The organism is Shewanella sp. SM95, assembly GCF_025653595.1.
Lineage (GTDB): Bacteria > Pseudomonadota > Gammaproteobacteria > Enterobacterales > Shewanellaceae > Shewanella > Shewanella oncorhynchi.
Genome location: NZ_JAKKSE010000007.1, coordinates 23,558 through 35,851, shown reverse-complemented (window position 1 = coordinate 35,851; position 12,294 = coordinate 23,558). Strand labels below are relative to the sequence as shown.

The following is a 12,294-nucleotide window of genomic DNA, read 5'->3' as shown; positions in this document are numbered from 1 at the left end:
CATGAGTAATCGCGATTATGCCAATAGAAGGCCGCAGTCGGGCGCTAAACCGCGCCCAATCCGCGCGACTCGCCCAACTCGAGCAAAGCCTTCACAATCTAAATCGGCGCCGCGTAAGAAGCTGCCGCTGACCTTGATAGGCTTTGTCATACTCGCTGTGGGTTGTTTCGTCTATTTCCTGTCAAGCATTAAAGATAATGCTAAGCAAGAAGTGAAGCCGATACCCGCTCCAGCCAAGAAAACGGAAGTACAAGTTAAGCCTCAAGAGACAGCAGTGCTTACTCCTAAGGTCAAAGAACCTGAACGCCAAGCGGTCGTTATCCCAGTAGAGACAACTGAAACTGCTGAGCTTATTGTTCCGCCAAAGAAAGATCCAAATGCTCTGCCACCACAACCAAAGGAAGAATGGACCTATCTCAACGAGCTTGAAAATAAGCATGTTGAGGTCGATATTCCCGATATTGTTGCGAGCAGAACACCGATGCAATATCAGTTGCAGTGTGCTTCTTTCCGCCAAGAATCACAGGCGAACGAGATGAAAGCTGTCATCGCTTTCCAAGGTTTAGAGGCGCAAGTGAGACAAGTCGAAGGTACAACCGGCGTATGGTACAAGGTTGCTTTAGGCCCCTTCGAGCGTAAACGTGATGCAGAGCGTAAACGTCATACACTGCAAAAAGCGGGGATTAATGGTTGCCAGATTCTGGCGATTCCTAAATAAGGCTTTAGCCTACTCCTGATAGACTATTAAGAATAAATAGCGGCCAGCGTTTTATCGCTCGTCGCTATTTTTTTATCCGTATGACATGGCTCACTCATTGACTCTGTCCGCCCATAAAAACTCAGTTTTAAACAACAACTCATTTCAAACTTGTTGATCTACTAAATTTATAACCTATTATTTACAAACAACAAAATCCTTTATTAAGAAAGATTAATATGCAGTTTAATTGACCTAGATCAAACTTAGGCGTATCTCTTAATTAACAGCAAGACCGCTGTATCTGTGTCAAATCCAACCTCAGGGTGAAGTATTATGAATGCATTAATCGAGATAGAGGCCACCGAATTCAGCCAACTGTTCAAGAGTGGCGACATGCTGGGAATTAGGATGTTTATGGAACATGTGCGCATGCCGCTGGATGTTCAAGACAAGATTTATGACGAAATTTCTGCGCTTCAGCAATTAGAACAAAACCAAATTGCCAAGCTCATTGAAACCCACGCCCATTCCCAAATTCATGAACGCCTAGCTTATTAGCCTTCCATTCAATGAAAAATTTATCTATGCCCAACTGCAGCTTCTGGCGGTTCATTCAACAGAAGCTGTCTAACCCACCCACTCTTCATAACTCAGTATCCAATTACAGCCAAAAAATAAGGCCAAACACCTGAGTATTTGACCTTAATGAACTAGCTAGTTTCAGATTTTAACCACAGCCTTAGCTCGGTTTTTCTTCCGTTAAGCCTATGCTATTCATCCAGTAATCGAAATCCACCATATTACCCGGCAATACGACTCGACTATTCTTCTGGCTTAAGCCATCGAGCTGTTTAAAGTATTGCTCACCGAGTTGCATCCGCAGGGCATTGTGACCACCCGGTGCGGCAATAACAGAGGCGAGACGTTCAATCGATTCTGCCGTCGCACGAGAAATGGTTAAAATTTCCTCAGCCTTACCTTCGGCTTCGTTAATCCGGCGCTGCATCTCACCTTCAGAACGGTTTACCGTTTCAGCTTTAACCCCTTCAGAACGGTTAATTTTACTCTGTTTGTCACCTTCACTCTTAGCCAATAATGCACGGCGCTCACGCTCGGCATTTACTTGCATTTCCATGGCATTTTTAACGGTTTCAGGTGGTGTAATATTTTTAATTTCATAACGATGCACGCGTATTCCCCACATGGCACCCGCTTGATCTAAGACTTGCACTACCTTGGCTGAAATCACATCACGCTCTTCAAACGTACGATCAAGATCAAGTGTCCCGATGACAGAGCGCGTCGTCGTTTGCGCCAACTGAATTGCTGCATAACGATAATCAGTAATACCATAGCTGGCCTTCACTGGGTCAGTCACAGAGATATAAATCACCCCATCCACTTCAACGTTTACTTCGTCGCTCGAGAAACATTCCTGCGGTGGTACGTCAATGGTTTCTTCTTTCAAATCATGAATAAAAGCCACTTTATCCACAAAGGGGATCAAGGTATGGAACCCTGCATCTAACGTACTGTGATACTTACCTAAACGCTCAACAATAAAAGCCGATTTAGTGGGTACTAGGCAGATCGATTGAAATAGTTTAATCACAAAAATGGCAAATATCAGGCCCCAAATCGCCATCACAATCAAATCTGTATCTACTGGAATATTCATTATCGCGCTCCTTTGCCAAGATTATTCTGGCCACTCATAGTCTGAGTGACTTGCTCCATGCCTTCGAAGAAACCTTCAAGTTTTGCCATTTCAGCGGGAACAACAGAGACTTGTGCATCATTGAGGATCTTGCCAACTTGAGCAATAAACTGTTCTTTTAATAGCATATTCATCGCATCTGTACCGCCATTGACGGCTAATGCTTGCGAGATCATTGCCATACCTTCGGATTTTGCTTTGGCTATGATAGCGATCTCCTGACCTGTACCTTTAGCTTCATTAATCCGTTTCTGTTTTTGACCTTCTGACAGGTTAATGGCCTCTTGGCGCTCACCTTCAGACATATTGATCATCGCGGCTTTTTCGGCATTCGCTAAGGTAATTTCGGCACGTTTACGACGCTCAGCTTCCATCTGCTTCTCAAGAGTGTGGATCACATGGCGTGAAGGCGTGATATTACGAATTTCATAGCGCAATACCTTGATTCCCCATGGCTCGGAAGCCTTATCTATTTCCCGCACGATTGATTCATTTAAGCTATCACGCTCAGAGAAAGTCTCACTCAAACTCAGCTTACCGATTTCAGATCGCATAGTGGTCTGGGCTAAATTCACCGCTGCTTTACGGTAGTTTTCAATACCATAACTCGCCAATTTGCCATCCATCACTTTTAGGTAGACCAAGCCGTCCACTTCAAGTTGAGTGTTATCTTTGGAGATACAACTCTGTGGCGGCACATCTAATACTTGCTCACGGGTATCGTGACGGTAGGAGACGCGATCGAAAAAAGGGATCAAAAAATGAAATCCAGGGCTTAATACTGCGCGGAATTTGCCAAGACGCTCAATGACATGCACTTCACGCATCGGCACAATTAACATCAACTTATAAAGAATAAAAAAGATAAATAAAATGACTAAGGTAAATACAAACATAGATTCCATCCTTTAGTTTTTGGAAGCTTCTATTGAAATAGGCTCAACGACTAGAGCGATATTTTCACGACAAATAATTCTGACTTCGGTACCCGCCTCGATAATGCTGCCATCGCCAAGCGCTGGCCATTCACTACCTTGAAACTCCACCCGCCCAGGTGTTTGCCCAGGACCTATGGTCTGCTTTACGCGAACAATTTGATTGTATAGTTCGATTGCTTCATCCGTGTTATCCACATGGGAATCACCACCAACGAGCCTCTGAGTGACTTGTCTGAAAGCCAATAACAACACAATGGCAGAGATAAACCACAGGGTCATGCTCTGCACGACACCTTCGACCAGTCCTATGCCTAACGCACCTGCCACGACTAAACAAGCCGCACCCAGCAACACTATTATGCCACCTGGAACCACTATTTCGGCGAGCATTAACACTAAACCAATCACTGCCCACACTAAAATCGGATTTGAAAACTCCATATTTCCCCCCTGAAATGAGAGTGTCCTTTACTGCACTATAACAGCAGAGTTTCGGATAATCGACATAATATGTCAAAATTTACCCTGTCAAAACGCACACTCAATCACCTATGACTTAATCCTCATTCTCCCATATCCGCCCACGAAAGCCGTTAGGTTGTTTTAAAATTAAGCATAATCAATTCAAAAAGATAGCAAGCCCCCAATCCACAAGCCGCGCAATAACAATAAAAAACATTAAAAATCAATTATCTAAAAATAAAATTCCTCACTAATGATTATGTGATTTTGACAACAACATTCGATAAAAACTTTGAATAAATGTAAATTTTTGCATATATTGCCCCCACTTTTGAGCAAGTCCTTTGACGTACACTCGCGCTAGGTTTGAACTTACCCATCAAACCATGCCATAGGTCAGAGAGCGGATTGAGTAAGACACGAATTAACTTCGACCTATACAACAGGAAATAACAATGAAAAAAACATGCCTATGCCTAGCACTAATGCTTTCTCCTCAAGCATTTGCGGGTGACTTAGTACAGTGGTGGGATTTCAGTGCAACAGCCCTCTATGGCGAAGACTACGATTTAGCGCCATCGGACAAACAAGCCACTATCACCTTGGAAACGGCTGGCGGCTGGAAATACGGTGATTGGTTTGCCTTCCAAGATTTTATCTATTTCAAAGGTAATGACACGGACATGGAAAGCACTACCTATGGTGAAATTTCGCCACGTTTTAGTGCCAGTAAAATTCTTGGCGAAAAAATAGCCTTTGGCCCAATAACAGACTTGTCTCTAGCGTTAACCTATGAAGAAGGTGAAGGCCCAGTCCATAGCCTACTTTACGGTCTAGGGGTTGATGTAGCAGTACCATACTTCACTTATCTTAACTTTAATACCTATCGCCGCGATGGTATGAGCACTGGTAACAATAGTGACGGCTGGCAGTTCACTCCTGTATTTCGTATCGATATCCCTGTTGGATCTGCCAACATAGTACTCGATGGCTTTATCGACTGGGTATTTGCCACCGACGATAACGGCTACGAGGAAAACTTCCATTTCAACCCACAGCTAAAATACGATCTCGGTAAGAGTCTGTTCGGGGATCATCAAGCCAATAAATTATTGGTGGGTATCGAATACGATCTGTGGACCAATAAATACGGTGTGAAAGGCGTCGATCAAGACACTTACTCTGTGATTGCTCAATACCATTTCTAATCGGTATCGGCATAGTTTTAAAACAACAAAAAAGGTGCCATTGGCACCTTTTCTATTCTGAGCACTCACTTTGCAGGGGAGTGTTGCTTAGCTTACTAAAAATTAAGCTAACAATTTTTTCGCTGCTGCAACCACGATAGAAACCGCACTCACTTCAGTTTTCTTCATTGTGGCTTCATTAGGAATTTCTTGTTGGGTGCGGTTTACAATCACACCAGCAACGCAGGCTGCACGCCAACCTTGAGTAGCACACATAGTGAACAAAGTGGAAGACTCCATCTCATAGTTCAGTACGCCCATATCTTGCCATTCTTTCATTGAACCCGCGAAACGACGCGTTACACGGCCTGTGACAGTGTCATAACGCTCTTGGCCTGGGTAGAAAGTATCAGAAGAAGCTGTTACGCCAATGTGTGGCTCAACGCCAGCATCGCGACACGCCGCAACCATAGCAGTGGTACATTCAAAGTTTGCAACCGCTGGATATTCCATAGGTGCAAAATGTAAGCTCGCGCCATCTAAACGCACTGAAGCTTGAGTCACAATCACATCGCCCACATTTACATGAGGTTGGATTGCGCCTGTAGTCCCTACGCGCAGGAAGGTATTCACACCTAATTGTGCAAGTTCTTCTACTGCGATAGAAGTAGATGGACCACCGATACCGGTTGAACACACTACTACTGGCTTGCCATCGGCATACGCTAAATAACTTGTATACTCGCGGTGGCTAGCAAGGAACGTCGCATTGTCCATTAGTTCGGCAATACGTTTTACACGCTCTGGATCACCAGGAACGATTGCTAAGGTTGCACCATCGAGCATCGCTTTGGTCAAACCTAAATGAAATACATCAGCCATTGTGAAAACCCCTTTCATTTTTGATAATTAAATTCTTATAAAATCGACTTTAACCTAGTATCGAAGCGGTGAAGGTTAACTTGATCACAGAATTATCGGCAAGAAGTAATTGTTTAGTCGTAATGAAATTACCAACTACACCAGCATCTGCTCACAAGATAGCAAATTTGCCCATATTTCGAATGTCAGTCTGATTTATACCAAACAAAGTGTGAACCAGATCCTAAACTCATGCCAGAGTCTGTGGCAACAAATGCCTAAAGCACTGATTTAAAATAGATTAAAATAAATCATCCATTAGTATTAATCTAAGTGACCGCTAAAAGTGATCTAAGTCACGTTTAACGACTTAGTATAAGGTTAGGGTTAAGGCGTAACCTGAAGTGTAGTAAATGACGACAAGGAGAATGCCGATGTTTCCAGAGTACAGAGAATTAATTTCCACCCTGAAAACCCAAGATGCTCATTTTCAACGTAAGTTTAAAGAGCATAATCAGTTAGATGAGGAAATCAAACAACTGGAAAAACGTGTCGCCAGTGATTTCAACCCCACTGTGAAAGAACTCAAAAGCAGAAAGTTACACTTAAAAGAGGAAATTTATCAGATCCTCAAATCCCACGAGTAATCCCACTATTACTCTAAAGACAAATAAGGGCGCCTAAGCGCCCTTATTAATATCACCACAATCGCTTACAGATAGTAATCCTTCAGCGGTGGGAAACCGTTAAAGCATACTGCTGAATACGTCGTCGTATAAGCCCCTGCGGTTAACCAATACATACGATCGCCAATGGCTAAGTCATTTGGTAAGCCATAGCTATAGTGCTCATACATGATATCTGCACTGTCACAGGTTGGGCCGGCAATCACGCATTTATCCAGCTCGCCTTGACGCTCAGTATAAATCGGGAACTTAATCGCCTCGTCCATCGTTTCAATCAAGCCAGAGAATTTACCCACATCGGTAAACACCCAACGCTCTAAAGCCGTGTAAGATTTTTTGCTGATCAGTACCACTTCAGACACTAAAATCCCCGCGTTAGAGATCAACGAACGACCTGGTTCCAAAATAATTTGTGGTAAATCATCACCAAAATCTTCCTTCAGGAAGTGAGTTATTTGCTCGGCATACACACCCAATTGATTGGTTTTATCAATATAGTTAGCAGGGAAACCGCCGCCCATATTGATCATCTTCAAGGTGATATTGTGCTCATCACGCAAACGGTCAAAAATACTTTTCACTTTACCAATAGCGGAATCCCAAGCACCTATGTCACGTTGCTGAGAACCCACATGGAAAGAAATACCAAAAGGCTCTAAGCCTAATTCCTGTGCCAATACTAATAGCTCATAGGCCATTTCGTTTTGGCAGCCGAATTTACGGGATAACGGCCAATCCGCGGTATCTGTACCTTCGGTCAGAATGCGCACATAAATACGTGAACCCGGCGCTTCTTCAGCGATCATTCGCAGATCGGCTTCTGAGTCAGATGCATACATACGCACGCCACGCTCATAAAATGCACGCACATCTTGACGCTTTTTAATCGTATTACCATAGCTGACTCGATCGGTTGTCACACCGACATTCATGACCATATCTAGCTCATAAATCGAGGCAATATCAAAGTTTGACCCTTTATCTTTTAGTAAAGATAAGATCTCGGCCGCGGGGTTTGCCTTAACTGCATAATAAACATTGGCGTAAGGAAAACTATTAACCATGTCATCGTATTGTTTCGCTATGATACTGGTATCGATCACTACGAACGGGGTTGCTTTGTCTTTGGCAAACGCTTCAATACGCTTGAATGTGTCCATATCATAATAGTCAGCAACATCAATAGATTGAAATTGGCTCATTGGGCCAGAGTCTCCTTTGGGTCAGATAGATAACAGTAAGAGTGATGTATTAAAAACGTGCGCAGTAAACGATATTTTTTCGCTTTACGCAACGAATTTTTATGCTGAATTAATAACTTTTTATTCCCCAACTCTTTAAGGAACTGAACCATCAAAAAAAGGCGCTATAAAACAAATAATTATGCACACAAACCCTAAGGTAAATTTGTGTTCATTATCAGAATAAAAAGTGAATTTTTTACGACGTTATCGGAAGGGAGATGGATAGACTGGCTGGAGCCAAAATATCCATCTAAAAACAGTTATCTTGAAGTAACAATCACACAGCGAAAAGAAGACTAATGGATGCCTTAAAATACGTCCGTTAAATCGAGTTGTTACTGCGGCTGATTGAGTTTTGCGAGGGCTTGGTTCAAGGCTTCACTGGAATCAAAATAGGCAATGTCCAAAATGTTACGCTGCTTGAGCAATATCATAGTGGCCATATCTTTGTTATCAGGTAATAAACGACTGATCTCACCATCCCTATCTAACCCAATCGCAAAAGGTAAATCTTGCATCTGTGGCACAGCTACAAATTTAGCGATCAAAGAAGGCATACCACTGATATCGGCAACATAAACTAAACCCGTTGGCATTTGAGTCGCGCTCAAGGGGGTAAGTGCATCCTTAATCACATCACCGCCTTTCATGCTGCGACTAAAGAGCAGCACTTGAGTCTCATCAGTCACATTAATGGTTTTATCATTTTGGTCGAGAAGTGAAATGGGATTTATCGCATCTCCGGCAACATAACTCGCAGCATACGCCCAGATTGGGGTTAACAGACAAGACAAACATAACAACAGCGTTTTCATAAACACTCGACTCCATTATTGGATAGGCGAACAGCATACCTGACTCCCCCTATCGACTCATTAAACCAACCACGATTACATGATACGCTTCACACATGAAGGGCGAAAAGTATTTGGTGAAATTTCTACGCTATAATCGCACAGTTAATTTTATTACAAGGATATCATAATGATAACACCTGGACTCGATCAAGAATTGCAGCAACTACAAGGCGTTTATCAACTCATCACCGAGTTTCTAGTCACCTACAGCTTTCAACTCGTAGGTGCTTTGCTGATCTTTTTGTTAGGTTTATGGGTAGCCAGTAAAGTATCACGCTTAGTCGCTAAGCAATTCGACAAACACAATATCGATATCACCCTAAGCAATTTTGTCAGCAATCTTATCCGCATTCTGATCATAGTCATGGTCGGGATTATCGCCCTCGGCAAAATCGGCATCAGTATTACCCCTATGGTTGCAGCAATTGGTGCCGCCTCCCTCGGCGCAGGTTTAGCCTTACAAGGTATGCTAGCGAACTATGCCGCAGGCGTGACTATTATCGTCACCCGCCCTTTTGTGGTAGGCAATACTATTGAAATTAAAGGGGAAAGCGGCGTTGTTAAACGTATCCACTTAGGCATGACCATACTGACCAATGAGGAAGGTGAGCAAATCAGCATTCCTAATAAGCATATCGTCGGCGAAATTCTGCACAACTCCTTCAGCAATAAGCTAGTCGAAACCCAGTTCAATCTCAGTTACAACACAGATCCCGAACGAGCCATTAGTGTGATTACTGAGTTATTGAGCAATAATCCCTATGTTTATCAAGAGACCACACCTAATATTGGCATCAATGGTTTTAATGCTAATGGAATTGAAATGGGGGTTCGTTACTGGGTGCCCACACAAAGCTATTTTCAGCATAAATATAAGGTGAACCTCGCTCTTTATAACACCCTTAAGCAGGCGGGAATCGAGATTGCCTGCCCCATTAGGGAGATCCATCTGCAAGATAAATAACGCTAATGCCCATGGGATTGGTAGGCTTAGTCGATCAGCCTAGCCCAAATTGTAAACTTGCATTCTTGTAAAAATTTACGTTTACTATACTCCCAAATATCGATAGTGATGGACTACTATGTTGTTGATACTCATAATTATTGCCTTTATTGTACTGTTTATTTTTTTCGCTAAATATCAAAAAAAACAAGTGCAAGCTAAAGCACTTGCCGCAGGTGATCCTACTGCGCTACTCAATCATGGCTTAACACTGATTAACCAAGGCGAAGTCAACTCTGGCCTAGATTATATTCAGCAGGCAGTCGATAAAGGCTTAGCCGTTGCCGCCATTGCTATGGCCGAACTTTATTCCGGTCGATTCCCACAAGTTCCCGCCGATCCCAAGGCATCTAACGATTGGTATAAAAAAGCCGCCGAAATAGAGCCTCAATATTTACCCATGCTCACACTACCTAATTTGCTCTCTTCTGAGTCGCAAACACTCGATGAGTTAATCGCACAGGCAGAACAGCTCAAACCTAATGCCGAAGCGGGGCAAGCCGAGTTTCAATATGAGCTTGCTTACTTGTATCTAAGCCAGCCCTTTCTCGATCCCGATGCTAGCCAAGCAATTTACTGGTTCGAAAAAGCCGCCGCACAAGAAAACCAAAGAGCCTATTACCATTTAGCCACACTCTACTGGCATGATGAACGCGTTACTTCGGACTATTCCAAAGCACGGGAATACTTTGAGAAATCCGCCGCCGCTGGTGATGAATTAGCAAAAGATGATCTAGGACATATGCTTGCTGCTGGCCAAGGTGGACCTAAAGATTTAGCGCGTGCAGAGGCATTACTTAGCGAGCGCGCCGCAGACGATGATTTCCGCCAGTATTATCTTGGTAAACGTTTCCTCTACGGTGAAGATTTTGCTGTCGACTATGACAAGGCGCGCCATTGGTTAAGCCAATCTGTCGCTAGAGGTAATGACTTCGCTAAGATTGAATTTGCTCATCTTTTACTGAAAGCGCCACAAAATGAGAGTGATTACCAACAGGCTAAAATTGACTTTGAAGAATTCGCACTTAAGTGGAATGAAGACGCACTGCTAGGCTTAGGCAAGATTTATGAGCAAGGTTTAGGCGTGAGTCGCCAACCGATTAAAGCGTTAATGTATTACCAGCTCGCGGCCATGAGCAATAGAGCCGATCATCTAAAAGAATTAGCCAGATTCAGTCAGCAACTAGGTACCTTAGAGATAAGAGAGGCTGAGCGTCTACGTGACAGTTTCTTGCATCAGCATCCAATCCCCGCTGAGCAACAACAATATTTTTATTTCTATAAGGCTGAATCATTTTTAAGTGGTGAAAAACCCACTCAAGAGGCTCTACAAGCGGCAGAAGCTTGGTACGTCAAATCGGCAGAGCTAGGTCATGAAATTGCTATGCGGGAACTGGTCAATATTTACGGCGCAGAACAATTAAATAAGCCTATACAAATGTTTATTTGGTCTAGTTTATTGCTACGTCATTTTGGTAAATACGGGATGAATAGCGCTCAACGACTCCATCAAAACACCGCAAAATCATGTTTAACCGAATCCGAACTTGCCTACGCCGAAACTCAAATTGAGGCTATTGAAACCCAATTAACGCCCTATCTTGAGTCGGATAGGTAAGTTTCCTAGCAGCGAATGAGCCCCAGAAAAGGTTTGGTCAGATTTAACAGGCCAAACCGTTTGGTTACAAAATAGAGTGAATTTATAATTACTTAAAAAGCACAGTGGATGTATAAGCACTACAATCAATTATTGACCAAACCTGCGCAGCTAAACGACTCAAAAATAAAACCTAGTCGAATTAACTGTCCAGCCCGATAATTAAAACTGAGCATTTTAATAGGCAAGATGAATGAGGCTGATACTGATCATTGTCATTTCATGCTTATTTCTGTCCCAAGCAAGGGCAGAAACCTCTGCTGTTGTCTGGCAAGCACACTGCCGCGATAGGCATCCTGTTATTTATGTCGAAAATGGTGAGTGCAAAGGCCCAGGTGCAGCTGTCATCAATGAAGTCATCGCCCGCCTAGGTCACAAGATAAATTGGAGTAATGTGCCTTGGGCACGCACAATTAAAGTGGCAGAAATGGGACAAGTCGACCTAATCCCTGTCCATTCGATGACACCAGAGCGCAACGATTTTCTAGACCCTATGCTACTGGGATACGACAAGCGCTACGTCTATTACTTTGCCCTTGCGAATAGACAAATTGAAGTCAAACATTTCGATGAACTAAAACCTCATATCATTGGCGCACTTAGAGGCGCTTTTTACTGTCCGCAGTTTAATGACAATCAAAACCAACTAAAAGTGTCTTTTGTTAATGATAACGGTCAGTTAATCAATATGTTGAAGGCTGAGCGTATCGATTTAGCCATCACCTCCGAACAGCATGAGATGCAATTTTTTGCCAAAGATCCCCAACTCAAACAGATGGCATACGTAGATATCAGCAAAAATGGCCGCTATTTTAGTATTCCGCTCATGTCGCCGCAGCATCAATATGCCAAGCAAGTTCACCAGATAGTCGACGACATGCGCACCTCAGGTGAAATTACTCAACTATTTAAATCCTACGGCGTCGAGCCTCCACTTAATCTCACTGAATCGCCCTTAGCGACTCACTAATCTGAATGCTGA

13 protein-coding genes are annotated in these 12,294 nt (G+C 43.1%); 7 read left to right on the top strand and 6 right to left on the bottom strand.

The genetic code is table 11. The annotated features are described in order from the left end of the window. Nucleotide 1: 1 nt before the first annotated feature. Both L5M29_RS10020 and L5M29_RS10015 read left to right on the top strand, forming a co-directional pair. A complete protein-coding gene (locus L5M29_RS10020; protein WP_168825699.1) occupies nucleotides 2–718 on the top strand; it encodes an SPOR domain-containing protein in 717 nt (238 codons plus the stop codon). A 315-nt stretch (nucleotides 719–1,033) separates the two neighbouring features. Continuing rightward, nucleotides 1,034–1,258, top strand: coding sequence for a hypothetical protein (locus tag L5M29_RS10015; protein WP_006083282.1), 225 nt, complete (start codon nucleotides 1,034–1,036; stop codon nucleotides 1,256–1,258). 181 nt (nucleotides 1,259–1,439) lie between these two features. Here L5M29_RS10015 and L5M29_RS10010 read toward each other — a convergent pair whose 3' ends face one another. From L5M29_RS10010 to L5M29_RS10000, 3 genes are read right to left on the bottom strand one after another with little or no spacing between them, the layout of a single operon-like run. Beyond that, entirely contained in the window at nucleotides 1,440–2,378 is a 939-nt protein-coding gene (locus tag L5M29_RS10010; protein ID WP_263167660.1) for an SPFH domain-containing protein, read from the bottom strand. Next, complete coding sequence (locus tag L5M29_RS10005) at nucleotides 2,378–3,313, bottom strand: SPFH domain-containing protein (protein ID WP_105251260.1); 936 nt, start codon at nucleotides 3,311–3,313, stop codon at nucleotides 2,378–2,380. The genes L5M29_RS10010 and L5M29_RS10005 overlap by 1 nt, the downstream gene beginning before the upstream one ends. Nucleotides 3,314–3,325: 12 nt before the next feature. After that, entirely contained in the window at nucleotides 3,326–3,796 is a 471-nt protein-coding gene (locus tag L5M29_RS10000; protein ID WP_113940097.1) for an NfeD family protein, read from the bottom strand. A 476-nt stretch (nucleotides 3,797–4,272) separates the two neighbouring features. Between L5M29_RS10000 and L5M29_RS09995 the strand changes: the two genes are divergently transcribed. Beyond that, entirely contained in the window at nucleotides 4,273–5,025 is a 753-nt protein-coding gene (locus tag L5M29_RS09995; RefSeq protein ID WP_263167658.1) for an outer membrane protein OmpK, read from the top strand. A 102-nt stretch (nucleotides 5,026–5,127) separates the two neighbouring features. On the opposite strand, the gene udp is transcribed toward L5M29_RS09995, so the two are convergent. Next, complete coding sequence (gene udp, locus L5M29_RS09990; RefSeq protein WP_105251257.1) at nucleotides 5,128–5,886, bottom strand: uridine phosphorylase; 759 nt, start codon at nucleotides 5,884–5,886, stop codon at nucleotides 5,128–5,130. A 413-nt stretch (nucleotides 5,887–6,299) separates the two neighbouring features. Here udp and L5M29_RS09985 point away from each other — a divergent pair, with 413 nt between their 5' ends. Then, nucleotides 6,300–6,512, top strand: coding sequence for a YdcH family protein (locus tag L5M29_RS09985; RefSeq protein ID WP_263167657.1), 213 nt, complete (start codon nucleotides 6,300–6,302; stop codon nucleotides 6,510–6,512). Nucleotides 6,513–6,577: 65 nt separating this feature from the next. Here the strand turns inward: L5M29_RS09985 and L5M29_RS09980 are convergent, their stop codons facing one another. Beyond that, a complete protein-coding gene (locus L5M29_RS09980) occupies nucleotides 6,578–7,753 on the bottom strand; it encodes a type III PLP-dependent enzyme (protein ID WP_105251256.1) in 1,176 nt (391 codons plus the stop codon). 377 nt (nucleotides 7,754–8,130) lie between these two features. After that, nucleotides 8,131–8,610: a hypothetical protein gene (locus tag L5M29_RS09975; RefSeq protein WP_105251255.1), complete on the bottom strand. Its 480-nt coding sequence runs from the start codon at nucleotides 8,608–8,610 to the stop codon at nucleotides 8,131–8,133. A 169-nt stretch (nucleotides 8,611–8,779) separates the two neighbouring features. Between L5M29_RS09975 and L5M29_RS09970 the strand changes: the two genes are divergently transcribed. The 3 genes from L5M29_RS09970 (at nucleotide 8,780) to L5M29_RS09960 (ending at nucleotide 12,282) form a co-directional block, all read left to right on the top strand. Continuing rightward, nucleotides 8,780–9,616 carry a mechanosensitive ion channel family protein gene (locus L5M29_RS09970; protein ID WP_105251254.1) on the top strand — a complete coding sequence of 279 codons (837 nt, stop codon included), beginning with the start codon at nucleotides 8,780–8,782 and terminating at the stop codon, nucleotides 9,614–9,616. 118 nt (nucleotides 9,617–9,734) lie between these two features. Then, on the top strand, nucleotides 9,735–11,273 hold the full coding sequence (locus L5M29_RS09965; RefSeq protein WP_263167656.1) for a tetratricopeptide repeat protein: 1,539 nt from the start codon (nucleotides 9,735–9,737) through the stop codon (nucleotides 11,271–11,273). Nucleotides 11,274–11,505: 232 nt separating this feature from the next. Next, on the top strand, nucleotides 11,506–12,282 hold the full coding sequence (locus L5M29_RS09960; RefSeq protein WP_263167654.1) for a substrate-binding periplasmic protein: 777 nt from the start codon (nucleotides 11,506–11,508) through the stop codon (nucleotides 12,280–12,282). The last annotated feature ends 12 nt before the right edge of the window (nucleotides 12,283–12,294 follow it).

Coding starts and splice junctions, on each gene's coding strand:
- L5M29_RS10020 (WP_168825699.1), top strand. CDS start 2: ATGAGTAATCGCGATTATGCCAATAGAAGGCCGCAGTCGGGCGCTAAA.
- L5M29_RS10015 (WP_006083282.1), top strand. CDS start 1,034: ATGAATGCATTAATCGAGATAGAGGCCACCGAATTCAGCCAACTGTTC.
- L5M29_RS10010 (WP_263167660.1), bottom strand. CDS start 2,378: ATGAATATTCCAGTAGATACAGATTTGATTGTGATGGCGATTTGGGGC.
- L5M29_RS10005 (WP_105251260.1), bottom strand. CDS start 3,313: ATGTTTGTATTTACCTTAGTCATTTTATTTATCTTTTTTATTCTTTAT.
- L5M29_RS10000 (WP_113940097.1), bottom strand. CDS start 3,796: ATGGAGTTTTCAAATCCGATTTTAGTGTGGGCAGTGATTGGTTTAGTG.
- L5M29_RS09995 (WP_263167658.1), top strand. CDS start 4,273: ATGAAAAAAACATGCCTATGCCTAGCACTAATGCTTTCTCCTCAAGCA.
- udp (WP_105251257.1), bottom strand. CDS start 5,886: ATGGCTGATGTATTTCATTTAGGTTTGACCAAAGCGATGCTCGATGGT.
- L5M29_RS09985 (WP_263167657.1), top strand. CDS start 6,300: ATGTTTCCAGAGTACAGAGAATTAATTTCCACCCTGAAAACCCAAGAT.
- L5M29_RS09980 (WP_105251256.1), bottom strand. CDS start 7,753: ATGAGCCAATTTCAATCTATTGATGTTGCTGACTATTATGATATGGAC.
- L5M29_RS09975 (WP_105251255.1), bottom strand. CDS start 8,610: ATGAAAACGCTGTTGTTATGTTTGTCTTGTCTGTTAACCCCAATCTGG.
- L5M29_RS09970 (WP_105251254.1), top strand. CDS start 8,780: ATGATAACACCTGGACTCGATCAAGAATTGCAGCAACTACAAGGCGTT.
- L5M29_RS09965 (WP_263167656.1), top strand. CDS start 9,735: ATGTTGTTGATACTCATAATTATTGCCTTTATTGTACTGTTTATTTTT.
- L5M29_RS09960 (WP_263167654.1), top strand. CDS start 11,506: ATGAGGCTGATACTGATCATTGTCATTTCATGCTTATTTCTGTCCCAA.